Source organism: Janthinobacterium aquaticum, assembly GCF_009208565.1.
Classification (GTDB): domain Bacteria; phylum Pseudomonadota; class Gammaproteobacteria; order Burkholderiales; family Burkholderiaceae_D; genus Janthinobacterium.
The window spans coordinates 189,547-214,414 of sequence record NZ_WFLK01000013.1; the positions used below are offsets into that span (position 1 = coordinate 189,547).

Consider the following 24,868-nt stretch of genomic DNA (forward strand, 5'->3'; position numbering starts at 1 on the left):
GCGATGAAAACGATCCTGGTATTGCTGGCCAGCTGCTTGCCGCTGCTGAGCATGGCGCAGAGCAAGCTGCCGCCCGACGTCGCTCGGTTTGTCAGCAACGCCGAGACCTGCGAGCATTTTGCCGGCGAATGGGATGACAACGACAAGGCGCGCCAGCAGGAAATCATCGCTGCCGTCGACCGCTATTGCGGCCAGGCGCAGCGCCAGTGGCGGCACCTGGCCGCCAGGTATGCCGGCCAGCCGGCCTTGAAAAAGCTGATCGACGAGCATGCCAATGATGCTGTCAGGAGTTACCGCAAGCCGCATCCCTGATGCCATCGCGCTTTGCGTATTGTCATGAACGACCGATGGCGCTGACGTAACCTTGCTGAACGGCACTGATGTGCCGCTTGGAAAGGGGCTACGCATGGATAGCAAACAGTCGGTGGTCATGCCGGAACAGGGCGGCGTGGCGCCAGTCACGTCGTTACCGCCGGTCATACTGGCCGCGTTGCCGCCGAAAGGCGCGTGCTGGTATTGCGACAAGCCGCTCGATGCGGTGCGCCGCTTTTGCTGCAAGGGCTGCGGTATTGCCTATCTGGAAGAGGCGCAATACGGCACGTGAAGCCAATAGCGCACGCTAGCGGCGCCGCAGCAGCGCTTCGAGTGCACCTTCAAAATCATATTCATGGGCGCAGGCCGCCACTTCCTGGTAGACATGCACGCCCAGGCTGGCGGCCAGCAGGGTGGCGCAGTGCTCCAGCATATCGATGGCTGCGTCGTCGCCTTCGCGCAGGTGGCCGGCCAGGCGCGCCAGCAGCAGCTGGATGGCCGGCGCGGCCGGGTCGGGCGCCACATCCTGCGCGCTGTGCGTATCTTCAGGGGCGCCGAGCAGGTCGCTGACGGCGCCCAGCAGCCGGTCCTGCGCCAGTTCCAGCTGCTGCAACTGCTGTTGCAACTCGGGCGCCTGGGCCCGCAAGGCCATTTCCAGCGCCGCCGTCAGCTGGTAGACCTGCTGTGCGCCGATCATGCCTGCCGCGCCCTTGAGCGTATGGGTTTTCAGGCGCGCACCAGCATAGTTGCCGGCCTGGAAGTCGGCCAGCACCTGGCGCGGCGTGGCGCCGTGGTCATGCAGGAAACGGCGCAGGATCTTCAGGTACAGCGGGCGGTCGCCCATCAGGCGGCCCAGCCCGTTGTCAATATCGAGGATGGCGGCTGGTGCAGACATGCCGGCCTAGCGCGTGCTGAACGACCAGTTGCGGCTCACCGCAGCGCCGTTCAGCGTGCCGCTGAAGTTGACGTCATAGGTGGTGTTGGCCGCCAGCGGCGCCAAGGGAATAATCGAAGCGGCCCATTGCGGCGTTTGCGCGTCGCTGTCGTTTTTCAGCTGGCGCACCGTCAGGTCGCTGGTCGCGCCGCGCTGGCGTACGGTAAAGCTGGTCACGCTGAGCATGCTGTGGATATTGGCATGTACGCTGATCGGATAGCCGACGATATCCTGGTTGGGCACCGGATCGGGCATTTCGTTATCGCTGGAAAAACTGGTGGCGACTTTGGCCTGGCCGCTGACCGGGTAGGTGACGATCTGGCCGGCTGGCAAGCCGGGACCAAAGCCGTTGTTGGCGGCAAAGTCGGCCGTGAAATAGCTGTAGCCGCCGGCGCCCACCACGGCGCCGGTGCCGATTTCCTTGAAGACCGGTTCAAAGATCACAAAGCGGTGGTAGATGGCGGTAATCAGTTCTTCGGCCAGGTAGAAGCCGGAATTGTTGGCCGCGCCGGCAATGACTTCACCGTAGGCATAGGAATTTCGCTCGTTGATGACATAGCCGGCCTGCGCCAGCCGCTCCCCCAGCCTGGCGCCGGTAAAGCCGGGCTTGCCCGCCACCTGGTCGTGGGACACGGTATTGTTGAGCCGCAGGTATTCGGAATGGCCGAGCGCTGCCTGGTCGATCACGCTGTTGCGCGCCAGGCTGGCCAGGCCGACCTGGCTGCGCCGGTAGTTGATCCAGTTAAAGCCGTCGGCAGCGATATTGCCGCTGAGGCCGGGCGCACCCGGCTCCTGCGTCAATTGCGGCAGCGGCGTTGCCGTCGACAGCGACGTTTTCTCGCCGGTGCCGCCACCACCGCCACAGGCGCTGAGCAGGGCGGCCAGCGCCACCACGGGAAAGGTCGATTTACACTGCTGGGCAAAGGCGGACAAGGCAATCAAGGTGACTCCTCAGACGGACATGGCGTGATTCGATTTTAAGTTATTTTGTATGCCGTACAGAATCATCGTGAATCGTGCATGACGCACTGTGGCACTGTGGCACTGTGGCGCCGTGCCGCCAGGCGTGCGCAGGGTAGAATGACTATCGTGCATGGTATGGCCGTGACAGCGCTTTTTTTCACCGATTTCTTTGGAATACCGACAATTTGAATACTCCGCCCAAGTCGCGCCTGCAGCGCGCCAAGTATGCCTTGCCCAGCATGGTGACTTTGCTTTCGATAGCCTGTGGCTTTGCCAGCATCGTTATTTCGGTCGATAACGCGCGTGTCGGCAATCCGGACGACTACCGTCTGGCCGCTGCGCTGCTGGTGCTGGGCGGCGTGTTCGACGCACTCGACGGCTTTGTGGCGCGCGCCACCGGCACCGGTTCGCAGTTCGGCATGCAGCTCGATTCGATTGCCGACGTGATGAATTTCGGCTGCGCGCCGGCGGTGCTGCTGTATTGCTATGGCTTCGTGCAGATGGGCATCCATGATCCGCTGCTGCTGCGCTTTGGCGGCATGGCCAGTTTCTTCTTTGTTGCCTGCGGCGCCATGCGCCTGGCGCGTTTCAACGTCAATGTCGGGCGTACCGATCCCATGTATTTTGTCGGTATGCCCATTACCGCCGGCGCCGCCTGCGTGGCGGCCGTGGTGGTGGCCTGGCCGGCGCCGATCGAATCGCAGTGGCACAGCTATCTGCTGATGCTGCTCTTGGTGGGCGTGGGCAGCCTGATGGTGTCGACGCTGCGCTTTCCCAGCTCCAAGCAAAAGAAAAGCGTGGCCGCGCTGCTGGTGCTGGCAGTGGCCATCGGCTTGCTGGTGTGGCTGAAAACGGCTTTCTTTGCGCTGTTCTTTGCCGTGTATATCGGCGTGACGCTGGCGCTGAACCTGGCCTGGCACTGGGGCTGGCGCGGCATTGCGCTGCCGCTCAAGTTCGATGATGCCGATGAGATTGATTGAGGTTGATTAAGGCGGCGAGGGGAATCGCCGCCTGTCGGGCTGCTGCGCTGACTAGCGCGACAGTTCTGCACGCACGATGGCGGCGCCGGCGCTCAGGGCGTTAAGCTTGCCCCTGGCGACGTTGCGCGGCAGGGGCGCCATGCCGCAGTTGGTCGACGGATAAAGCTTGTCGGCATCGACAAACTGCAGCGCTTTCCTGAGCGTACTGGCCACTTCTTCCGGCGTTTCAATCGCATGGCTGGCCACATCGATGGCGCCGACCATCACCTTCTTGCCGCGGATCAGTTCGATCAGGTCAATCGGCACGTGCGAGTTCTGGCACTCGAGCGAGATGATGTCGATATTCGACTGCTGCAGCTTGGGAAACGACTTTTCGTATTGCAGCCATTCCGAGCCCAGCGTCTTTTTCCAGTCGGTATTGGCCTTGATGCCGTAGCCGTAGCAGATATGCACGGCCGTTTCGCATTTCAGGCCTTCAATTGCGCGCTCCAGCGTGGCCACGCCCCAGTCGTTGACTTCATCGAAGAACACATTGAAGGCCGGTTCATCGAATTGGATGATGTCGACCCCGGCAGCTTCGAGTTCGCGCGCTTCCTGATTGAGGATTTTGGCAAATTCCCAGGCCAGTTTCTCGCGGCTCTTGTAGTGCGCGTCATAGAGCGTGTCGATCATCGTCATCGGGCCGGGCAGCGCCCATTTGATCGGCTGGCGGGTTTGCTGGCGCAAAAATTTGGCGTCTTCCACAAACACCGGCTTCTGGCGCGACACGGCGCCCACCACGGTTGGCACGCTGGCATCGTAGCGGTCGCGGATACGCACCGTTTCGCGCTTTGCAAAATCCACGCCGTCCAGATGCTCGATAAAGGTGGTGACGAAATGCTGGCGCGTCTGCTCGCCGTCGCTGACGATATCGATACCGGCGTGCTGCTGTTCCTGCAGCGACAGGCGCAAGGCGTCATGTTTGCCTTCGACTAGGGCCTCGTCCTGCAGCTTCCACGGCGACCACAGGGTTTCAGGCTGCGCCAGCCAGGAAGGTTTGGGCAGGCTGCCGGCGGTGGAGGTAGGAAGTAATATGTTCATGATAAAGGTTCGGCTAATGAGTTAATTAATGGGCGCAATCGGCAACCCATTGTTCCAGTATGGCTTTATAGGGCTGGATAAAATGTTCGTCGGTAAATTGCCCCTGCTTGACGGCCAGCTGGCTGCGCTCTTCGCGGTCATAAACAATTTTTGTCAGCGAATTATCGGGATTTTTCAGGCTCGGCTGATAGCATTTGCCTGCTGTCGAATTCGCGTTATAAATCTCGGGCCGATAGATTTTCTGGAATGTTTCCATCGTGCTGATGGCGCTGATCAGTTCCAGATTGGTATAGTCGGCCAGCAGATCGCCGTAAAAATAAAAGGCCAGCGGTGCGACGCTGTCGGGCGGCATGAAAAAGCGTGCCTTCATGCCCATTTTCTCGAAATACTGATCGGTCGAAGAAAACTCATTTTGACGGTATTCAACGCCCAGAATCGGATGCCGGTTTTCCGTGCGATGGTAGGTCTTGCTGCTGGCGACACTGAGGCAGATCACGGGCAGCTTGCTGAAATGGGCACGGTAGGCGTCCGATTTCAGGAAGGACTGGAACAGCTTGCCATGCAGGTGGCCGAAATTGTCGGGCAAGCTGAAGCTGGCCTGGTCCTTGTTGTGTTCTGGCAGCAGCACGCTGAAATCATAATCGCGCACATACGACGAAAAATTATTGCCGACCATGCCTTCGATGCGCTTGTTGTCTTTTTTGTCCACCACCGTGGTTTTCAATATCTCGATCATCGGAAAGGTATTGCCCTTGCCTTCGACATCGATATCCACCGAGATAATTTCCATTTCGACGCAATAACGATCCGCTGCAGGATTATCCCAGTGCGCGAGGTTGTTGAAACGATTGTTAATCATGCGCAGGGTGTTGCGCAAATTCTCCTGGCGGCTCTCTCCCCTGGCCAGATTGGCAAAGTTGGTGGTAATGCGCGTGTGGTCTGAAGGTTGATAGTTTTCATCAAACTCCATGCTTTTAATGCCAAATGCAAAAATGTTATTCATGATAATCCGCTGCTGTCCGAGACCAAAATTGAACTGAATTTTATGCGGCACAGTGCTGTGAGTAAAATGAATTAACTTTATTGATGCATTAGTTTTGCTCACTATGGGCTTGTACGCCTGCGCGCGCGGTCGCGCTGGCAGAAATCTGGCCGAAAAAAACCCGCGCAGGCGGGTTTTTTCATAAGGCAAACTGGCTTATTTCATCCACAAACGCAAGCGGGAACGCGGGGTCGGTTCCGCCATTTGGACACAGGCTGAGCCATAGCATGCCCACCCTGGCGATCAAGCTGCTCATGTTTTATACAGATGAGGTTGTGTCCGATTGGCGGAACTGACCCCGAGGTTCCGCGCGGCGTAATTCGGCAGTCAGATGGCGGATATCTGTCGGATTACGCCGTGCCGGCTAATCCGACCTACTCGAAAAAAAAGCCCGCATCGGCGGGCTTTCTTCATGAGTGAGGCTGGCTTATTTCATCCACAAACGCATCGAATCCCAGGCGCGGCCAAAGATCGACGCTTCGGTCACGGTTTCCAGTGCGACCACCGGCAGTTCCAGCAGGGTCTTGCCATCGACTACCATTTTCAGCTTGCCGACCGGTGCATTTTCCGGCAACGGGGCGACCAGCGGGTCTTTGCGCTCGAGCACCGGCTTCATCTTGGCGGCGGTGCCTTTCGGTACGGTCACCAGCACGTCGCGCGCAAAGCCGATCTTCACGGTGCTCTTCGAGCCTTTCCACACTTCCGGCGTGGCCACGGCCTGGCCTTTCGAGTACAGCTTGACGGTGTCGAAGTTCTGGAAGCCCCAGTTGAGCAGCTTCTGGCTTTCCTGGGTGCGCGCCTGGTCGGACGAGGTGCCCATCATCACCGAAATCAGGCGGCGTTCGCCCGAAGCGCTCGGACGGCGTGCCGAAGCGATCATGCAGTAGCCGGCCGCTTCGGTGTGGCCGGTTTTCATGCCGTCAACGGTCGGATCGAGCCACAGCAGACGGTTGCGATTCGGCTGGGTGATCTTGTTGTAGGTGAAGCTTTTCATGGAATCGATTTTGTAGAATTCCGGGTAGTCAGCAATCACGCGCTTGGCCAGCACCGACAGGTCTTGTGCGGTGGTGTAGTTTTCCGGGCTTGGCAAGCCATGCGGATTGGCAAAATGGGAATTCTTCATGCCCATGCGCTGCGCTTCGCGGTTCATCAGCACCACGAACGTGGCTTCGTCGCCGGCAACGGCTTCGGCCAGCGCCACGGCGGCGTCGTTACCCGATTGAATCATCAGGCCGTGCAGCAGGTCGTCGATCGAAACCGGTGTGGCCGGATCGATAAACATTTTCGAGCTGCTCGCGTCGACCTTCCAGGCGCGCGTGGACACGTTGACTTTCTGGTCGAGCGTCAGTTTCTTTTCCTTGATGGCGGCAAACACCAGGTACGCCGTCATGACCTTGGTCAGCGAGGCCGGTTCGACGCGCGCGTCCGGATCTTGCGAAGCAATGATCTGGCCACTGGTGGCGTCAAGCAGCAGCCAGGATTTGGCGGCGATGGTCGGGGCGGGAACGGTTTGCGCTACAGCGGCGGAGAAGAAAAGTACACTGGAAGCCAGTGCCGCAAGGAGTTTTTTCATGAAGGCTGGTCTGTGAAAAAAAGAGAAGGCAGAGGACCATGCTGGTTAAGCTGCATGGCCGCGTGGAAAAAACAGTTAATTATAGCCGCGTAAGTGTGTGCTCGCCCACACTTCAGGCCTCTTCTTCCGTCGTGGCCGGCTTGTCGCCATGCCACAATGCAATCACTAGTTGCTTGATGTGATTGAGCTTGCGATGGAAGAAATGGTCGGCGCCCGGAATCACGATAACCGGGATATCCTGCGGCCGCGCCCAGTCGAACACGGCCGACAGGGGAATGGTGTCGTCGAGTTCGCCATGGATCAGAATGGTGTCGGCGGGAATCGTGGGCATCGCCCATTTGCCGGCCGCGCTGCCGATCAGCGCCAGGCGTTCGGCCGGCGCGCCGGCGGCAATCAGGCGTTCCTGCAGTTTCGATTGCACGAAAGTGCCGAAAGAAAAGCCCGACAGCGCGATGGGCAGGCCCGGATACAGGCCTTGCATGTGTTCATAGAGCAATTGCATGTCGTCGGTTTCGCCTGCGCCGTGGTCATGCACGCCTTCCGAGGCGCCCACGCCGCGAAAATTGATGCGCGCCACTACGTAGCCGAGCGCCACAAAGGCGCGCGCCAGCGTTTGCGTGACCTTGTTGTCCATCGTGCCACCATACAGCGGATGCGGATGGGCCACCAGCGCCACGCCGCGCGGCGTATCGGCCGGGAAGTCGAGCAGGCCTTCCATGCTGCCTGCGTGGCCGGCCAAGGTAAATTTTTCTGAATTGCGGTTCATCAGACTCATGTTGGAGAGTTTCCCTTAAGGAAGCATTAAATTTTTAAACGATCCACGACTTTGCCGCCCACCAAGTGGGTATCGATAATGTCATCGATATCGCTGTTGTCGACATAGGTGTACCAGGTGCCTTCCGGGTAAACCACCAGCAGCGGGCCTTCTTCGCAGCGGTCCATGCAGCCGGCCTGGTTGATGCGGATCTTGCCGGCGCCGTTCATGTTCAGGTCCTTGATGCGGCGCTTGCAATGTTTCTGGGCCTGCTCGGCGCCATGGTCGCCGCAGCTGTTGCGGCCGTCTTCACGCTTGTTCATGCAGAAAAAAACGTGGCGTTCAAAATAGGGGGTGTCGCTCATGCTGTACTCCTGCGTTGCGTTGATGCGCCATGATAGCGCTTATTGAATGGAATGATCTTCGCGGCGCTGGCGCTGGTCTTCCTGGCGGTTCAGCTTGTGCGCCGGCAGCCACAGGAACCACAGTGCCATGAACGGCCACAGCAGCGCCAGGAAATGCGCGGCGCCGTTGAAGTTCAAAAATTTGCCTTGCACCCAGCCTTGCAGGGTGGACATGAAGTAGGGATTGACCGGGGTGGTGTTGACCATCACCAGGCTGAGCAGCAGGCAGGCTATGGCAATCCTGCGCTGCGCCAGGTGCGGCGCAAACGCCAGCCCACCCAGCATGATCAGGCCGATCAAAAAGCCGCCTTGCGCACCGGGAGTAATCCAGACAAACGCATTCTGCGGCGAAAACAGCAGTGCGCTGGCCATCGAGCGCACCATCAGTGCCACCACGATCAGCGTGATGATCAGCATGGTGCGCGGCGCCGAGCGGCGCAGCAGGCACAGCAAGGTGAGCACGGCGCCGGTCATGCCGCAGGCGGTAATAATCGTTTCGGACAGCCAGTATTGCTCGACCGTCAGCACCGTATCGGGGCGCAGCATGGCCGCCAGGTCGATCGGCACGCCGGCCAGCTTGGACAGCCAGTTCGACAGGATCGGCAGCAATTGCCCCAGGCCGAACAGATAGCCCTGCGGGTAGATTTGCGCCAGCGGCCACAGGGCGACCAGCACCAACCCCTGGCTGGCATGCTGCACGAACCAGCGCTGGCGCAGGCGGTACAGATGGCTATGGTCGAGCAGCTTGCGTGCCGACACGGCGCCGATAATGGCGCCCAGCAGGCAGCCGCCCGAGTTGGTATAAAAGTCCAGGTTCGACGACACGCGGGTCGGCAGATACGACTGCACCGCTTCCATGGTGCCCGAGATCAGCATGCCGCACAGGCCGGCGATCAGCACGGCAAAAAAGCCGGTCAGGCGCGGATAGACCGCATACACGATCAGCGTGCCCAGCGGGATATAGCCGACGATATTGACGCCGACGTCAAAGCCGGTCCAGTAGCGTGGCATGCGCGTGTTTTCCAGGAACGTCAGCGGCGACAGCCCGTTGCTGTGCCAGCCGCTGAATGGAAACCAGCTGGCGTACACAATCAGGAACAGATAGGCGAGCAGGGTGGCGCGCGCCACCGGCGAGGGGCGCGACTGGTATGGTTGCGGGCCGTGCTGCGGGGCTGCGTGTGCTGCAGGAGCGGTCATTGTTGTGGAATATCGAGCGTACCCAGCCATCCCAGCAGGTCGGCGGCGATGGCGTCGGTGGCCGAGGCCAGCGCCTGTGCGCCGCCCTGGGCGTCGGCGCTGGCGGTCTGGCCGCTGCGGCTGAAGGTGCGCTGGTCGATCAGGCGGTGGCCGCGAAACAGCGAGGCGCGCAGCGACACCTGGCCGATGCTTTGCGTCTGGCTGTTGAAGTTCTGCGAAAAATCATCGACATCGATGCGCAGCAGCGGCACGCCGCCAGCCGCGTCGGTGGTGGCCAGCACCTTGACGCCGCTTTGCGCAATGCGCGTTTTCAGGCGCTGGCTCAGCAGCTGCAGCGGCGGCGTATTCCAGCGGTTGTAGGCGTAAGGGCGCGACTGCTGCGCGTCGGCATACAGCAGCCGGTAATACATGCGCTGGCTGTCGAGCCAGGCCGGGCCGTTGGCGTCGGCGATGACCAGCATCGGCAGTGCCGGCTTGGCCGGGGCAGCCTGGGCCAGCGGCGGCGTGGGGCCGAAGTCGTAATAAGTCGATACCGGATTGCGGCTGGCGCAGCCGCCCAGCAACAGGGCGGCGCCCAGGGTGGCCAGCGCGGCGCAGCGCGACAAAGTGGTCGAAGTCATGGTGGATTCTCCTTATTTGGCCGGCGCGGAAAAGCCAGGCTCGCCCGGACCGGGCGGAATATCGGGGGCGCCAAACAGGATGCTCTGCGGCTGCTCGTTCAGCGTGCTCATGGTGGTTTTCAGGGCGCGCATCGACGAGCGCGCCTCGGCGCTCAAATCGATCACCTGCGGCAGGACCTCGAGCGAGACGCCATCGGCCACCGTTTCAACCGAGCGGCCCACGCGCGCCACCGTGCCGTTGACGTTGTCGAGCATGCCGCCCGGCGCCTGCAGGTCGGTCCCCAGCTTTTTCCAGGTCTGCGACAGTTGCGTGACATTGCTGCTTGCTTCCTTGACGGCGGCTATGCTCTTGCGCGTTTCATCGGTCAGCTGCGGCAATTGTTCCAGCGTCGGCTGCAGCTGTTTCGGGATTTCGCCAAAGGCCTTGGCGGTCTTGCCCACTTCCGTAAAGGCGGCCAGCATGGCAGCCTGGTTATTGTCGCTGAGCAGGTTGTTGACCTTGCTGGTGATCTGTTCTGCCTGGTCCAGTATGCGCTTGCCGCGTTTTTCCAATTGATCGAGCAGGCCTGCGCGCAGCGGGATTTGCGACGGGTTGTCGGCATTGGTGCCCAGCAGTTTGGAGCCGACCTGTTCATCGTCAAGCTGGATATAGGCGATGCCCGTCACGCCCTGGTAGCCGAGGGTGGCAAAGGTGGTATTGGTAACCGGGGTGTCGGGCGCCACGCTGATATGCACGAGGATCTGGCCGGCCTTTTTTGTATCGAAATCGATGGCGTCGACCTTGCCCACTTCCAGCCCGCGATAGCGCACGGTGGCCTGCGGGTTCAGCCCCGGCACCGACAGCGTGGTGGCCAGCAGATACGGCACGCGTTCGACCCGGTCGCGGTTGAACCAGACGCCGAACAGGATGGCGGCCACCAGCAGGGTCAGGGTAAAGAATCCCGTCAGCAGGGCGTGTGATCTGTTTTCCATTACTTCTCCGTTTCCTTCTCCGCTTTGCTCTCGTCAAGCACAGCCAATGCGCGCTTGCCGCGGTCGCCGAGGAAAAATTGTTTGATAAACGGGTGATCGACCTTGATCACCTCGCTGGTGGGGCCGAGGGCGATCACGTGTTTTTCCGCCAGCACGGCGATGCGCGTGGACAGTGCAAACAGCGTGTCGAGGTCATGCGTGACCATCACCACCGTCAGGCCCAGCTCGCGGTGCAGCGACTGGATCAGCGAGACAAAGCTTTCCGACAAGTCCGGGTCCAGCCCGGCAGTGGGCTCGTCGAGGAATAATAGCTTGGGTTCGAGCGCCAGGGCGCGCGCCAGCGCCACCCGCTTGACCATGCCGCCCGACAAATCCGACGGCATCTTGAGCGCATGCTCGGGCCCGAGCCCCACCATATTCATTTTCAGCAGCACCGTGTCGCGGATCAGCTCTTCGGGCAGCACGCGCAGTTCGCGCATGGGCTGGGCCACGTTGTCGAATACGTTCAGCGCCGAATACAGCGCGCCTTCCTGGAACAGCATGCCCCAGTGATTGCGCAACTGCTGCAGTTGTGCCGAACTGGCCTGGTTGATGTCTTCGCCAAACACCTTCACGCAGCCGCGCGCCGGATGCTCGAGTCCCAGCATCTGGCGCAGCAGCACCGTCTTGCCGGTGCCCGAACCGCCGACAATCGACAGGATCTCGCCACGCTCGATTTCCAGGTTCAGGTCCTGGTGCACCACGGTGCGGCCGAACTTGGTCCACAGATTGCTGATCTCGACCACCGGCGCCTGGCCGTGCAGGTCGAACTGGCCGTCGCCGCTGCCTGCGGCGCACGATGGCGCGCTGTCTTCCTTCATGTCGTTGTCTGCATTCATCGGTAGCCCACTCCATTGAAGACAATCGCAAACACGGCGTCAGCCAGGATCACCACGGTAATGGCGGTGACCACGGCGGTGGTGGTGCCGCGCCCCAGGCTTTCGGTATTGGCCTTGATGCGCAGGCCGAAGTGGCATGAAATCAGGGCGATCAGCATGCCGAACACCACGCCCTTGCCCAGGCCGATCATGTAGTTGGCCAGCGGCACGGCGTCCGGCAGCTTCTGGATAAAGTAGCGCGCCGACAGGTTCAGTTCCGTCTTGGCCGCCACCATGCCGCCGATCAGCGCGGCCGTATCGGTCCAGATGACGAGCAGCGGCATGCAGATGGCCAGCGCCACCACCTTGGGCATAATCAGGCGAAAACCGTGCGAGATGCCCATCACCAGCATGGCGTCGAGTTCTTCGGTCACGCGCATTACGCCCAGCTGCGCCGTAATCGACGAGCCCGAGCGGCCGGCCACCAGGATCGCCGCCAGCAGCGGCCCCAGTTCGCGGATCACGCTCATGCCCAAGAGGTTGACCAGGTAAATGTCGCCGCCAAAGGCGCGCAGCTGCTGCGCCGACAGGTACGATAGCACCACGCCAATCAGAAAGCCGACCAGCGCCGTAATGCCCAGCGCCTGGAAGCCGGCATGGAAGATATTGGCGGAAATCTCGCGCCACGGCCCGCGCAGCGGATGGCGCGCAAAGCGGAAAACGTCCTGCATGACCTGGCCGACCAGCGCGATAAAGCCTTTCAGGTGCTCGAGGAACAGCAGCACCGCCATGCCCAGTTTCATCACCAGCGTCAGGCGGTTGGCGCGGGTGGAAGGCAGTTCCAGCGTGCCGGCCGCTTCGATGCGGCGGAAAAACTCCTCCTGGCCGGCCGACAGCGTCAGCTGCTGCGGGCGCGTCTTGCCCCAGGCATTCCAGAACAGTTGGGCGCCGATATGGTCCAGGCTGTCGATCTGCGACAAGTCCCAGTGCACGCCGGTGTCGCCCTGCAGGGGCTTCAACTGGGCGGTGATGGCCTTGATGGCGTTGTCGTGCGCCAGCGCATGCACCTGCCAGGTGCCGCTGGCAACCACGCCGGCCCCCTGTCGGGAGGCGGCCTGGGTAACGGTCAGTGTCGGAGTATGGCTAGTGGGCATCGCGCCAGTTTAAGGGAGAATGGCGCAGACCGCCACCGATGTTGGCCAGGCCGTGTGCGCTTGTGTTGGCTGGTTCTCTTTACTGCTGGCGCTCAAGCGGCCAGATGGCGCGCCTGGCGCTGCGGCAGCGTGACCTCGGGACGCAGCCTGCCGGCCTCGTTTTTGGGTGCAGGCGCATGGCCGGCGCCCTGCGCGCCGCCGGCATAGTCGCTGGCCAGCAGTGCCTGTGCTTTCGTTGCGCTCATGCCGCGCGTTTGCAGCCACTGCGCCACCAGCTTGGCCAGCTTTTCCATGGCAATGCGGTGGGTAGCGTCGGTATGGGCGTACAGCCAGTTGGAAAAATCCATAAAGTTTTCAAACGGTGCGTCACCGAGCATCCACGGCAGCGTATTGGCAAAACGGCCAGAATTGGCCACCAGATCCCAGTAGCGGGCAAAGCGCACCAGGCGCTGCATGGTCAGGAAATCAAGCTGCTTGTTGGCCAGGATGGTGTAGGGCGGATGCGGGTCGAACACCATGCCGAAGTTTTCTGTATGGCGGATGATGGGCGTGCCGCGCAGGCGCTTCAGGATGCCGAACTGGATTTCATGCGGTTTCAGGGCCACCAGCTGGTTGAAGCCGGCTGCAAAACTCGCTTCGTCTTCGCCCGGCAGGCCGGCGATCAGGTCGACGTGCAAGTGGGCGTTCGACTCTTCGCACAGCCAGCGGATATTGTCGGCCGCCTTCTGGTTGTCCTGCCGGCGGCTGACCAGCGACTGCACTTCCGGATTGAAGCTCTGGATGCCGATCTCGAACTGCAGCGCGCCGGGCGGAAATTTGCGGATGCCTTCCTTGAGCGCTTCGGGCAGGTGGTCGGGCACCAGTTCGAAGTGGGCGTAGATCGGATCGTCGGGAAACGCTTCGATCTTGTCGAGGAAGAACTGCATGATCTTCAGGCTGGTCTTGATATTGAGGTTGAAAGTGCGGTCGACAAACTTGAACAGCCGCGCGCCGCGCGCATACAGCAACTCCATCTCGGCCAGGAAGTTATCGAGCGCAAACGGCCAGGCCGTCTTGTCGAGCGCCGACAGGCAAAATTCGCACTTGAACGGGCAGCCGCGCGACGCTTCCACATAGATGGTGCGGTGGGCGATATCGGCGTCGCTGTAGAGCGAATACGGCAGTTGCAGTTCAGGCAATGGCGCCTGCACGCCCACATGGATTTTCATCAGCGGCTTGGGACCGTTGAGGATTTCACCGCACAGTTTGGGGAAAGTCACATCGCCCCAGCCGGTGATCAGGTAGTCTGCCAGCCTGACGATTTCCTGTTCTCCCGCCTCATGCGACACCTCCGGTCCACCCAGCACGATCACGATCTCGGGCGCCACGCGCTTGAGCATGGCCACCAGCCGGGTGGTTTCTTCCACGTTCCAGATATACACGCCAAAACCGATAATGCGCGGCTTGTTCTGCAAGATGCGCTCGACCAGTTCGGTGGTCTTGGCGCCGATCACGAATTCCTGCAGGCGCGTCTGTTCCTGCAGCGGCCCCATGTTGGCCAGCAGGTAGCGCAGACCCAGCGAGGCGTGGGTGTAGCGGGCGTTCAGGGTGGAGAGCAGGATCGACATGGCGGGCGCAAAAACGGGAAAACGCCATTTTACGCTGCTCCGTTTCAATCTCGCGCCGGTGTTGTGGGATCGCATGTTAGGATTTGGCAACACTTACCAACTTAACAATGTTCGCATTGAGGATCGCATTGGGGATGACTTGTGCTCAATAAAAAAATCCTGATCGGCTCTGTGGCCGGCGTGGCCGTGGTCGCCGCCGCCGTGGCCGGCTACCGCATCTTTGGCTGGAATCAGATGGGGCCGGTCAACGGTCTCAAGCTCGACCTGGCGCACCCGGACGCCCTGGTGCGTACGCAAAGCCTGTCGACGCTGCCGCGCGACCTGCTGACGGTGCCGCTGGCGCGCGACGTGCTGCGCGAGGAATTCCTGTTCTATTACGAGCAGAGCGAAGACCGGCTGGGCCTGAAGGGCAGCCTGCGCCGCATCGCCTATGAACATCAGCTGAACTGGGGCGACCAGTTGCTGCGCATGGTGCTCGACCAGCCGGCCGAGGTGGCACTGTGGCGCGACGCCGACGGCTCGCTCAAGCACTTTGCGATTGCCGTGTCGCGCAACCAGCTTACACGCGTACTCGAGGAAGCCGGCAAGGTCGCGCTCAAGGATACGCAGATGAGCGTGGCCGGCAGCCTGCGCGTCGATGGCGACACGGTGCCGGTGTATGCGCTCAATTACGCCTACGGACGCACGCTGCTGTTTGCTGCCCACGGCGAGCGGCTGGTGATTTTGTCGCACCCGGGCATGCTGTATGGCGGCGCCGATGGCAAGGCCGCCGACGGTACGGCTGAAAAGACCGTTACCAGCCTGTTGGCCAAGGACACCGGCAAACAGCAGCTGTTCCACCCGCAATTCCATCTCGACCAGGCTGCACCGAACGGCCACAGCATCGCCGTCAAGGCCGACTTCCTGTCGTTCGGCTACCAGCCGTTCTTCGGCGCGCTGGAAGCGCTGCGCTTTGATTTTTCCAAAGGCGCGTGGCAATCGGCCGTGCTGCTCGACGCGGCCAAGCTGAAAAAAAGCAGCTATGACAGCAGCGCCTTGTGGTCGCAGCTGCCGCATGCGCCGAGCGCCTGCTTTACCGTGCCGGTCGACTGGTCGTCGCTGCAGCCGGTACTGAAGCGCCTGGACGGCAAGGCGGGCGCACCGGTGGCGCCGCTGGCCGAACACCTGCAAGGGCCGGCTGCTGCCTGCTGGTACGGCAACTCGCGCCTGCATACGCCGGTGTTCGTGGCCACCCGCAAGGCCGGCGCCAATGATGACGCCCTGTACGCCAGCCTGTTCGAGGCGGGCATCGGCGGCAAGGATGCGGTGCGCAAGAGTGCTGGCAAGGGTGACAAGGGTGACACTATCCGCTGGGAGCGCACGGTGGCCACGCCCGCCGGCCAGCTCAAGCCGGCGCTGGCAGTGGCCGGCAATACGGTGGTGTTTTCGCCCGACGGCAAGCTGGTCGACCAGGTGCTGGCGGTGCACCGCAAGCAGGCGCCGGCGTCCAGCGACCTGCTGCCCGATGCTGCCCGCACGGTGGGCCTGATTGCGCCGGCCTCGCTGGCGCAGCTGATCCAGCGCGAAACCTTCGACACGCTGCCGGCCAAAAACGAACCGGTGCTGCGCGCGGCGGCAGACGCGCATCTGGTGCCGCGCCTGGACGCACTGAAAAAATATCCACCGATGCGCATGGTGCTGCAAAAACTGCCACAGGACGGCAAGGATGATGGTGCGGCGTGGGTGGGCCTGGACTGGCAGGCGGTCAAGCCATGACGTCGCGCCGTAGCTGTCTGCGCCTGCTGGCTGCCGGCGCGGCGCTGGCCGTCATGCCGCAGGCCTGGGCCTTGCGCGCCGCCGTCGATACACCAGGGCCGCAGCTGTCGCAAACGCAAAGCCGCGCCTTCCAGGCGTGGATGCTGCGCATCGTCAATGCCCAGATCGAGCGCGGCCCGTCGCCGCGCTGGACGCACCGCGATTGCGCCGGCCTGGTGCGCTTTGCCGTCAATGAAGCGCTGGCCGTGCACGATGCGAAATGGCTGCGTGCCAACGGCATTGCCAGCGACCGCCGCCTGCCGCCCGAGGTGGAGCTCGATGCCGCCCAGGCGGGGCTGCGCAACCGCTGGGTGCAGCTTGATGGCAGCGTCGGCCATTTCGTGACGGCGCTGGCGCTGGTGCAAAACAACAGCCGCCTGGTGGCGCGTGAAATCAGCCAGGCGCTGCCTGGCGACCTGCTGTTCTACGACCAGGGCGACGAACAGCATCTGATGGTCTGGATGGGGGCGCGTATCGCCTACCACACCGGTACCGTGACTCCCGACGACACTGGCCTGCGGGCCGTCGATATCAAACAACTCATGAACTGGAAGGATACGCGGTGGCAACCTGCGCCCAACAATCCCAATTTCGCCGGCGTGTACCGGCTGTCGTTTCTGTCATGAAGGCGCTGTTGGCCAGTGTGCTGGCGATGGTGCTGCTGACGTTGCTGGCTGCGGGCGGCGCTTCGGCGCAGCAGCAGCCGAGCAACTACGCCACCTTCAAGGGCGAACCGTTCTTCCTGCTCTCGGACGCCAGTTATGGTAGTGCCGACGAGGCCAAGGTGCGCCTGGAGGTGCCCGGGCGCGACATGGGCCGCATGAACCTGGAAGCCTATTCGGGCGCCGACATCGTGCTCTACCGCGTACCCGAGCCGATGGAGTTTTTGAAAAAGCAGCGCAATCTGCACCGCATCCAGGTCGAAGGCAATTACCGTGGCGAAGGCCTGGCCAATACGCTCAGCTACCTGTGGGACAACTGGTGGAAGCAGTCGCGCCTGGCCTGGCGCAAGCTGTTCTCAGGCGAGGCGCGCCGCTCGGTGACCAAGGAGCAGCCTGGCCTGGCCACCAATGACGCGATCCGCCGCCCGACCGTGTTTGCCAACCATCCGCAATACCAGGCGATCAAGGGCATGGACATGGTCGACAGCTTCCGCTATCCGATCTGGCAGGCCAAGGCCATCGAGCCGCCGGCAGGCGTCAAGCTCGACGGTTCCAGCAGCGAATTTATCGCCCAAGGCGCCGGCAATGTCATGATCCCGCTGGGCAAACGCAAGCCTGGCCTGTATCTGGTTGAAGCGATTATCGGCGAACATCGCGCCACCACGCTGGTGTTCGTGTCCGACACGGTGGCCGTCACCAAAGTGTCGTCCGGCCAGATGCTGGTGTGGACCGCGCGGCGCGACAACAGCGCAGCGGTGGCTGGCGCCAGCCTGGCCTGGACCGACGGCACCGGCGTGCTGCAATCGGCCACCACCGGTGCCGACGGCGTGGCTTCGATGGAGCGCGGCAGTCCCGAGCATACCTATGTGCTGGGCCAGGATCGCAATGGCGGCGTGTTCGTGTCCGAGAACTTCTACTATGACAGCGAGATCTACGACACCAAGATCTACGCCGTGACCGACCGTCCTTTGTACCGCCCTGGTGACGAAGTCAATGTGAAATTCTTCGGCCGTGAATTTACCTCCGCACGCGCTTCGCAGGCGGCGGCCAGCGCGCCGCTGGGCCTGACCGTGTTCGATCCGAACGGCACGCCGCTGCTGACGCAGTCCTTGCAACTGACCGGTGAAACCGGCGCCGAGACGCGTTTCCGCCTGCCGCCGCAGGCCAGCGCCGGTGGCTACGAGCTGCGCTTTAACTACCGCGATGGCAGCTATGGCGCCGCCTTCCGCGTGGCCGAATATGTCAAGCCGCACTTTGAAATCAACGTGCAGCCGGCCAAGCCCGAGTTCAAGACCGGTGAAGCGGTCAAGGGCAGCATTGCGCTGCGCTACCCTGATGGCAAGCCGGTCAAGAACGCCAGGATGACGCTGTCGCTGCGCAGCCAGAAAAACTCGATGGTTGACGGTGAGCTGCGCTACAGCGGGCTGTTCCCCGTGTCGCTGAAAACCGAGGAAGTGGTCAGCGACAGCAGCGGCAATGTGGAATTCAACCTGCCGCCGGCCAGCGATCCATCGCGCTATATCCTGACGGTGTTTGCCACCGATGGCGCGGCCTACCGCGTGAAAGTCACGCGCGAGCTGATGATCGAGCGCTCCATTACGACCTATCAGCTGAAGGCCGCGCGCCAGTTTTCCGATCCTGGACAAAGCGTACACTTTGACCTGGTGGCCGATGGCCAGGGTGCGGCGCGTCCGGTGAAGTGGGAGCTGGTACAGCTGGAAAAACAAAGCAAGACCGAAGGCGCTTTCGATCCGAATGCCAAGGGATGGGATGTGGCGTTCCCTGCATCCGGTTCCTACCAGCTGGCGCTGCGCGACGAACGCGGCAACCTGCTCGCTGCGGCCAGCCACTGGGTGACCGGCGACGGCGTGCAAAGTACGCCGGGCAGCATTGAAATCGTGCTGGACCGCGCCCGTTATCGTCCGGGCGAGACGGCCGAAGCGCTGATCACGTTTTCCGACAAGGTGGACCAGGCGCTGTTTACGCTGGAGCGCGACAAAGTGGAACAGTACGGCCTGATGGCCGGCGGCGCCAATTGGTACCAGGCGCAGCGCGTGGCGCCCAAACAATGGCGCGTGCGCATCCCGGTGAAGGAAGAGCATGGCCCGAACATGACGTTCTCGGTGGCCTACACCCGCAACGGCGACTTCGTGTTTGAAAACGCCGGCCTGCAGATCATCGAGCCGCGCATCGCATTGCAGTTCAAGCCAGGCAAGGAGGTCTACCAGCCGGGCGAGCAGGTCACGCTGGACGTGAAGGCCACGCTCGACGGCAAGCCGGTCAGCACCATGGTGGCGCTGGGCGTGGTCGATGAAATGATCTATGTGCTGCAGCCGGAAATCGCGCCCGAGATCGGCGACTTTTTCTATCATCCGCGCCGCAACAATGTGCGCACCACGGCCAGCCTGTCGTTTATCAGCTATGACATGGCGCAAGGCAGGAGCGCCGGCGCGCCGGCCCGCCACAACTACAACGAGCGTGGCGTGAAGGTGCTGGAACGGCCACGGCGCGACAATATCGACACGGCCTTCTGGGCGCCTTCGCTAATGACGGACGCCAACGGCAATGCGCGTGTGACCTTCACCATGCCCGATGCGCTGACGCGCTGGCGCATTACCGGGCGCGCCATGGACGGCCAGGGTCGCGTGGGCCAGCGTACCGCCTATGTGCGTTCGGACAAGCAGTTCTACGCCAAGTGGACGGCGCCTGACTGGATGCGCGCCGGCGATGCACCGCGCGCCTCGGTAGCGGTATTCAACCAGACCGGCGCCGAGCAGGCGCTGGAAGTGACGCTGTCGGGCGGCGCACAGCCTAAAACGGAAAAGCTGGCGGCCAAGCCGGGCGTCAATTATGTCGAGTTTGCGCTGGCATCAAGCGTTGCCGGTCCGCTGCGCCTGGAAGTCAAACAGAACGGCAAGCTGGTCGATGCGCTGGACACGAATGTACAGACCCTGCCGGCCGCCTGGAGCAGCCCGCGCACGCTGGTCGTACCGCTCGGCGCTGGCACCGAAGAGCTGGCGCTGAAGCTGCCGGCCGACGCGCGCAATATCCGCCTGTCGTTTGCGCAGGGCGCCACCAGCCATTTCTCGCGCATTGCCGATGATTTGATCGACTACCCGTACGGCTGCGTCGAGCAGACGGCCAGCCGATTGATTCCGCTGGCGCTGGCCACGCAAAGCCTGGGCCCGGACGCCGGCGCGCTGCGTGAACGGCTGCAGGCCACCTTGACGGCGCAGCGCCTGCGCCTGGTGTCGATGGCCGGTCCGAACGCGGTGTTCGGCTGGTGGGGCAACGCCACTGCCGGCAACGCGCTGATGACGGCGTACGCCTACTATGCCGACTGGTATGCCGCGCGCGCGCTGCGCATCGAGCTGCCGCCCGAACACTGGAACCGACTGCTGGCCGTCTACAGCGAACATGGCCTGAAAGACGCGCTGGCCGACCGCGCCCTGGTGCTGTGGATGGCGCATGACATGGGCCTGCCGACCAAAACGCTGGCCGCCGGCCTGGTCGACGATCATGCCGGCGCGACCCTGAGTGGCAAGGCGCACCAGGCGGGCGACAGCCTGTTGCTCGGTGCGCGCGACGACCGCGAGTCGCAGGCGATGGCGCTGGGCCTGCTGGCGCTGGTGGCCAGCCAGAACCAGGTGGCCGTGCCGGCGGCGCTACAGCAGCAGATCGCCAGCGCCTGGACGGTGCTGCGCGAAGCGAAGGCGCCGGTCGCGCAGGCATTGCTGATGCTGGCTGGCGAAGCGTCAATGTCGCCCGATGCTGTGCTGGCCGGCGTGCGCGCGGACATGCCGACGCTGGACCGCGCCATGACGCTGCTGTGGGTGCAGAAAAAACTCGGCGGTGCGGCCTTTGGCAAGGCCCCAGCCGTGGCGCCCGACGGCGCCTGGCAAAAACAGGAAAGCCGCAGTGGCCAGCCGCTCTGGCGCTGGAACGAGGCCAAGGGTGTGCCGGCGACGCTGCGCCTGGCGGCCGGTTCTACAGCACCGGCCGATACGGTGGCCGTGCTGCAGTATGAAAGCCGCGCTGCCGAAGCGCAGGCGCTGCCGGTCACCATCGAGCGTCGCATCCTGAAAATGGTGCAGGGCAAAGCCGGCTACACGACGGAGCTGGTCAAGGCTGGCGAGGCGCTCAGCACCGACGCGCTGTATCTCGATGAAATCACCTTGAAAGCCGCGCCGGGTGCCAAACACCGCTTTGGTCTGCTGGAAGTGGCGCTGCCGCCGGGCGCCATGGTGGAGTCCACCACCTGGGGCATGACCATGGCGGGCGACAAGCCGGTGGCGCTCGAACGTGCGCGCCATACGGAGCGCCGTGACGGCTATGCCGTGCCGATCGAGCCACTGGAAGGCGAGGTGACGGTACGCCATCTGCTGCGCTTTGCGCAGAAAGGCAGTTATGTCCTGCCACCGGCGCGCTTCCATCGCATGTACCAGCCCGAGCAAAAAGCGTTTGAAGGTGGTGGCAAAACCACGCGCGCGCTGAAGGTCGAGTAATGCGCGCGATGGCCTTGTCCTTTGCTTTGCTCGCTGCGCCGTCATGGGCGGCCACGCTCGATATGGCGTGGTGGCGCGACGGCAAGGTCGACGTGCGCCAGTTGGAGCAGGGAGGCACCGCGCCGGCGTCATTTGACGCGTCGCGCCAGGTGCCATTGGCCAGCCTGTGGAAGCTGTTTATGTATGTGTATGCGGCCGACAGCAAGCTGGCCATGCCCGACTACCGCTGCGGCGGACGCGATCCGGAAGAAGTGTATTGCTGCGACGCCGGCCAGAGTGTCAGCGCCGACGCGGCGCTGGCGCAGTCGTGCGGCCTGTTTTTTTCGCCCAAACGATTGAAGATTGCACCGGCTGCCTGGCGAAAATATTGGAGCGGCCTGCTGGGCGCGGCGCCATCGGGCGAGCTGGCCTGGCTGGCCGACCCGGCGCAGCTGAAACCGGAAAAGCTGGTGCGCCTTGGCAGCCTGCTGCGTGCACTGGGCAGCATCCCAGCTGCCAGCCGGGCGGGCGCCGAAGCGGCCCTGCTGCGCGTGGTGCTCGACGGGCGCGGCGCCGGCACGGCGCGCTGGTTCGGCGGCCAGTTGCGCGTCAAGACGTATTCATGGCATCAAGAGGGCAAGCCGACCGAGCGCATCGGCGGCGCGGCCGGCTGGCTCGCTGACGGCACGCCGCTCTGGCTGGGCGGCAGCGGCACCAGCAGCAGCGTGCTGCAGCAGTGGGCGCCGCGCATCGCCGCCGCCCTGCCGCCACTGCGTGAAGTGGACGATGGCGGCTGCGTGGTGGTCGATTACTTCAAGCGCTATCCGATACGCAGCGTGCGCGGTGAAGGCGGCGCGGCACCGGCAGGGCCGATGAACGGGCGCTATCATGTGCAGTTCAAGAATGGCCAGAACCTGGCCTTGCGCAGCACGGGTGAGATGATGCTGACCAACGACGCCGGTGGCCAGATCCAGCTGCGCGGACGCATGGGCGTCAATGAATATGTGGCGCGGGTGCTCGACCGGGAAGCCTCCACGCAGGAACCGGAAGCGGCCAAGGCGCTGGCGGTTGCCGCGCGCACCTATCTGAACCAGAATGCGGTCAATGTGGCCGGCTGCCAGCAGATTGCCGACAGCAGCGCCACCCAGCGCGTCAGCCCCAGCCCGGCCACGCCGGCGGCGCTCAGCATCGCGCGCTGGACCGATCAGTTGATTGTCGATGGCGTCACGGTGCGCTATCACGCCAACCGGCCGTCGGAGAACACGCTGTCGTGGAGCCACGCGGTGCAGCAGGCAAAACAGGGCAGGCGTTACGACGAACTGCTGGCCGAGGCTTATCCGGGCGGCGCGCTGGCCACGGCCAGCAATACCGGTGCCCTCTGCCAGCGCTTGAGCGCCAATGAAGCCTGGCTGGCCAGTGCCGTGCCGCGCTGGCAGCGCGTGCTGCTGCGCGAAGCCGGATATGAAGCGCCCGAGCAGGCGCCGCTGATCTGCGCGCTGTCGATCGGTGCGCCGTATTCCGAGCAGTCGCGCAACCGCATCTATATGCGCCCGCTGGCCACGCGCGAGGACCGCATTACGCTGGCACATGAATATTTGCACCTGGGCCTGCGCCGCCATCCGCGCGGCCAGGATGAAGCCTATGTCGAACAGCTGGCACGTCGGCTGGTCGATCTGAATCTGGAGGCGATGTGAAATTGCTCATGATATGGAGTGCAGCCTTGCTGGCGCTGGCCGGCAGTGTGCAGGCGGCCGACAAGAGCATGGCCACGCCCGTCGGTGGCTGGAACCGCGCCGGCCTGACCGACCGCTCGCAGGAACTGGCGGTCAATTATCCGTATGCGCTGGTCGACCGTGGCGCGCAGCGCGGCCGGCGCATGATCCAGGGCGAACTGGCGAAGGCTGGCAAGGAGCGCGGCGTGCACAAGCTGGTGGTCAATGGCAATCCGACCCCGCTCTATACCGACGACACTGGCCGCTATGCACGCGCCTACTCGTTCGGCTCCGGCTCGAACAGCGTCGAGATCCGCTCGCCCGACGGCAAGGCGGTCAAGCGCGTGCAGTTCTATGAGGCAGATAAAAGCCGCCCGCAGCCGGTCATCCGCGTGATCGCCGCCTGGGACGACAGCCAGGCCGAAGTTGACCTGCACGTGGTCACGCCAGACGGCCAGCATGCGTTCTGGTCGCATCCGGCACTGAGCAATGGCGGCGGGCTCGATGCCGATACCGTCGATGGCCCGGGGCCGGAAAACTTCGTGATGACTTCACCCATGCGCGGCCTGTACCAGGTATGGATCAATTACTGGGGCAATTTCGGCGCCAGTGGCTATCACTTCGATGAAACCACGCGCCAGCGGCCCGTCATTACCAGCCGCGTGACGCTGGTGTTCAATGAAAATACAGCGCGTGAACGGCGCGAAGAGTTTGTGGTGCCGCTGCGCGCCATAGGCGAACTGACCCTGGTCAAGACTTTCAAGTTTTAAGACGATGAAGATACTCTCCCTTTCCCTGTTGCTGTTGCCGCTGTGGGCGCAAGCCCAGGTCACCATCGATTCCCCCAAGGGCGGCTGGCGCAATTCGGCCGGCGCGCGCGAGGACTATACGCAGCCGGTCAACTATCCCGCCTCGTCGGTCAGCCTGCAGCCTGGCCAGAGCGAAACGGCGCAGATACGCGGTCGTATCGCCGGCGCCGGCAAGGGCAAGCCGGCCACGCTGGTGGTCAATGGCGTGGCCATGCCGATGGAAGTAGGCGAAGACGGCAGCTTTGGCCGTCCGTACGGTTTCGGCAGCGGCTCAAACAGCGTGGAAGTGCGCTCGCCCGATGGCAAAAGCCGCAAGCGCACCCAGTTTGTCGACAGCTACCAGGGCAAGACGCAGGCGCGCTTGCGCGTGGTGCTGTCGTGGGACAGCGCCGGCACCGACCTCGATCTGCATGTGGTGGCGCCCAATGGCGGCCACGCCTGGTACGGTAACCGCGTGCTGCCCGATGGCAGCGCGCTCGATGTCGATGTGACCACCGGCTACGGCCCGGAAATCTTTTCCAGCGCCGCGCCACAGAAGGGCAACTACCATGTGTATGTCAATTACTACGGCAGCGGCGAGAACACCGCCACGCTGACCGTTGCCACCATCTCCATCATCACCAATGAAGGTACGCCGCGCGAAAAGCTGCAGACTTTCAAGGTGCCGATGCGCGCCGCCGGCGAACTGACACTGGTGAAATCGTTCGTGTTTCCGTAAATGGCCCTTGCAGAGCTGCTGCGGCTTGGCTATAATTCGCCTCCTCGCAAAACGGTGCACACAAAACAAGGTGTTGCGCAGTAGAGTGAGGTAAAAAAGAAGGTTGACGAAATAAGCGAAACGCTTCATACTCTTCCTTCTTCGCAGCTGACAAACACAACGCTTTGTCGATAGCGCGAAACAAGCTTTACCGAATACAGTTCTTTAACAATTAACAGTCGATAAGTGTGGGCATTTGAT

At 62.7% G+C, this 24,868-nt stretch carries 22 protein-coding genes; 9 read left to right on the top strand and 13 right to left on the bottom strand.

Translation table 11 applies throughout. The features are described 5' to 3' along the window. Positions 1-3 precede the first annotated feature (3 nt). Both GCM43_RS19795 and GCM43_RS19800 read left to right on the top strand, forming a co-directional pair. Positions 4-312, top strand: coding sequence for a hypothetical protein (locus tag GCM43_RS19795; protein WP_152247475.1), 309 nt, complete (start codon positions 4-6; stop codon positions 310-312). A gap of 94 nt (positions 313-406) precedes the next feature. Then, positions 407-604 carry a hypothetical protein gene (locus GCM43_RS19800; RefSeq protein ID WP_152247477.1) on the top strand — a complete coding sequence of 66 codons (198 nt, stop codon included), beginning with the start codon at positions 407-409 and terminating at the stop codon, positions 602-604. Between the two features lie 15 nt (positions 605-619). On the opposite strand, the gene GCM43_RS19805 is transcribed toward GCM43_RS19800, so the two are convergent. Next, entirely contained in the window at positions 620-1,207 is a 588-nt protein-coding gene (locus GCM43_RS19805) for an Hpt domain-containing protein (RefSeq protein WP_152247479.1), read from the bottom strand. Between the two features lie 6 nt (positions 1,208-1,213). Next, a complete protein-coding gene (locus tag GCM43_RS19810) occupies positions 1,214-2,188 on the bottom strand; it encodes a CAP domain-containing protein (protein ID WP_319636965.1) in 975 nt (324 codons plus the stop codon). A 206-nt stretch (positions 2,189-2,394) separates the two neighbouring features. Between GCM43_RS19810 and pssA the strand changes: the two genes are divergently transcribed. Beyond that, a complete protein-coding gene (gene pssA / locus GCM43_RS19815; protein ID WP_413770969.1) occupies positions 2,395-3,189 on the top strand; it encodes a CDP-diacylglycerol--serine O-phosphatidyltransferase in 795 nt (264 codons plus the stop codon). Positions 3,190-3,240: 51 nt separating this feature from the next. Here pssA and GCM43_RS19820 read toward each other — a convergent pair whose 3' ends face one another. The 11 genes from GCM43_RS19820 to GCM43_RS19870 form a co-directional block, all read right to left on the bottom strand. After that, the gene (locus GCM43_RS19820; protein WP_152247481.1) at positions 3,241-4,269 is read right to left on the bottom strand and encodes a methionine synthase; all 1,029 of its coding nucleotides are present in this window, start codon (positions 4,267-4,269) and stop codon (positions 3,241-3,243) included. 25 nt (positions 4,270-4,294) lie between these two features. Further along, positions 4,295-5,272 (bottom strand): DUF1852 domain-containing protein, encoded by a 978-nt coding sequence (locus GCM43_RS19825; RefSeq protein WP_152247541.1) that lies wholly within the window; start codon positions 5,270-5,272, stop codon positions 4,295-4,297. 466 nt (positions 5,273-5,738) lie between these two features. Next, a complete protein-coding gene (locus tag GCM43_RS19830) occupies positions 5,739-6,884 on the bottom strand; it encodes a D-alanyl-D-alanine carboxypeptidase family protein (RefSeq protein ID WP_152247483.1) in 1,146 nt (381 codons plus the stop codon). Between the two features lie 112 nt (positions 6,885-6,996). Next, positions 6,997-7,650, bottom strand: coding sequence for an alpha/beta hydrolase (locus GCM43_RS19835; protein WP_152247485.1), 654 nt, complete (start codon positions 7,648-7,650; stop codon positions 6,997-6,999). A gap of 35 nt (positions 7,651-7,685) precedes the next feature. Beyond that, positions 7,686-8,003 (bottom strand): (2Fe-2S) ferredoxin domain-containing protein, encoded by a 318-nt coding sequence (locus GCM43_RS19840; RefSeq protein ID WP_152247487.1) that lies wholly within the window; start codon positions 8,001-8,003, stop codon positions 7,686-7,688. Positions 8,004-8,042: 39 nt separating this feature from the next. Beyond that, positions 8,043-9,239, bottom strand: coding sequence for a VanZ family protein (locus GCM43_RS19845; protein WP_152247489.1), 1,197 nt, complete (start codon positions 9,237-9,239; stop codon positions 8,043-8,045). Then, the gene (locus GCM43_RS19850; protein ID WP_152247491.1) at positions 9,236-9,859 is read right to left on the bottom strand and encodes an ABC-type transport auxiliary lipoprotein family protein; all 624 of its coding nucleotides are present in this window, start codon (positions 9,857-9,859) and stop codon (positions 9,236-9,238) included. The genes GCM43_RS19845 and GCM43_RS19850 overlap by 4 nt, the downstream gene beginning before the upstream one ends. Positions 9,860-9,871: 12 nt before the next feature. Next, a complete protein-coding gene (locus GCM43_RS19855) occupies positions 9,872-10,831 on the bottom strand; it encodes an MlaD family protein (RefSeq protein WP_152247493.1) in 960 nt (319 codons plus the stop codon). Continuing rightward, positions 10,831-11,709 carry an ABC transporter ATP-binding protein gene (locus tag GCM43_RS19860; protein ID WP_226929571.1) on the bottom strand — a complete coding sequence of 293 codons (879 nt, stop codon included), beginning with the start codon at positions 11,707-11,709 and terminating at the stop codon, positions 10,831-10,833. The genes GCM43_RS19855 and GCM43_RS19860 overlap by 1 nt, the downstream gene beginning before the upstream one ends. After that, the gene (locus GCM43_RS19865; RefSeq protein ID WP_152247495.1) at positions 11,706-12,842 is read right to left on the bottom strand and encodes an MlaE family ABC transporter permease; all 1,137 of its coding nucleotides are present in this window, start codon (positions 12,840-12,842) and stop codon (positions 11,706-11,708) included. Before GCM43_RS19865 ends, GCM43_RS19860 begins: the two co-directional genes overlap by 4 nt. Before the next feature lie 92 nt (positions 12,843-12,934). Continuing rightward, positions 12,935-14,449, bottom strand: a complete 1,515-nt coding sequence (locus tag GCM43_RS19870) for a B12-binding domain-containing radical SAM protein (protein ID WP_152247497.1) — start codon at positions 14,447-14,449, stop codon at positions 12,935-12,937. A gap of 141 nt (positions 14,450-14,590) precedes the next feature. Here GCM43_RS19870 and GCM43_RS19875 point away from each other — a divergent pair, with 141 nt between their 5' ends. From GCM43_RS19875 to GCM43_RS19900, 6 genes are read left to right on the top strand one after another with little or no spacing between them, the layout of a single operon-like run. Continuing rightward, the gene (locus GCM43_RS19875) at positions 14,591-16,204 is read left to right on the top strand and encodes a DUF2138 family protein (RefSeq protein WP_152247499.1); all 1,614 of its coding nucleotides are present in this window, start codon (positions 14,591-14,593) and stop codon (positions 16,202-16,204) included. Beyond that, positions 16,201-16,869, top strand: coding sequence for a DUF1175 domain-containing protein (locus tag GCM43_RS19880; RefSeq protein ID WP_152247501.1), 669 nt, complete (start codon positions 16,201-16,203; stop codon positions 16,867-16,869). Before GCM43_RS19875 ends, GCM43_RS19880 begins: the two co-directional genes overlap by 4 nt. After that, positions 16,866-21,410 (top strand): alpha-2-macroglobulin family protein, encoded by a 4,545-nt coding sequence (locus tag GCM43_RS19885; RefSeq protein WP_152247503.1) that lies wholly within the window; start codon positions 16,866-16,868, stop codon positions 21,408-21,410. Before GCM43_RS19880 ends, GCM43_RS19885 begins: the two co-directional genes overlap by 4 nt. Beyond that, complete coding sequence (locus tag GCM43_RS19890) at positions 21,410-23,083, top strand: DUF2300 domain-containing protein (protein WP_152247505.1); 1,674 nt, start codon at positions 21,410-21,412, stop codon at positions 23,081-23,083. Before GCM43_RS19885 ends, GCM43_RS19890 begins: the two co-directional genes overlap by 1 nt. After that, positions 23,080-23,871, top strand: coding sequence for a YfaP family protein (locus GCM43_RS19895; protein ID WP_226929572.1), 792 nt, complete (start codon positions 23,080-23,082; stop codon positions 23,869-23,871). Before GCM43_RS19890 ends, GCM43_RS19895 begins: the two co-directional genes overlap by 4 nt. 4 nt (positions 23,872-23,875) lie before the next feature. Continuing rightward, entirely contained in the window at positions 23,876-24,628 is a 753-nt protein-coding gene (locus GCM43_RS19900) for a DUF2135 domain-containing protein (RefSeq protein WP_152247507.1), read from the top strand. The last annotated feature ends 240 nt before the right edge of the window (positions 24,629-24,868 follow it).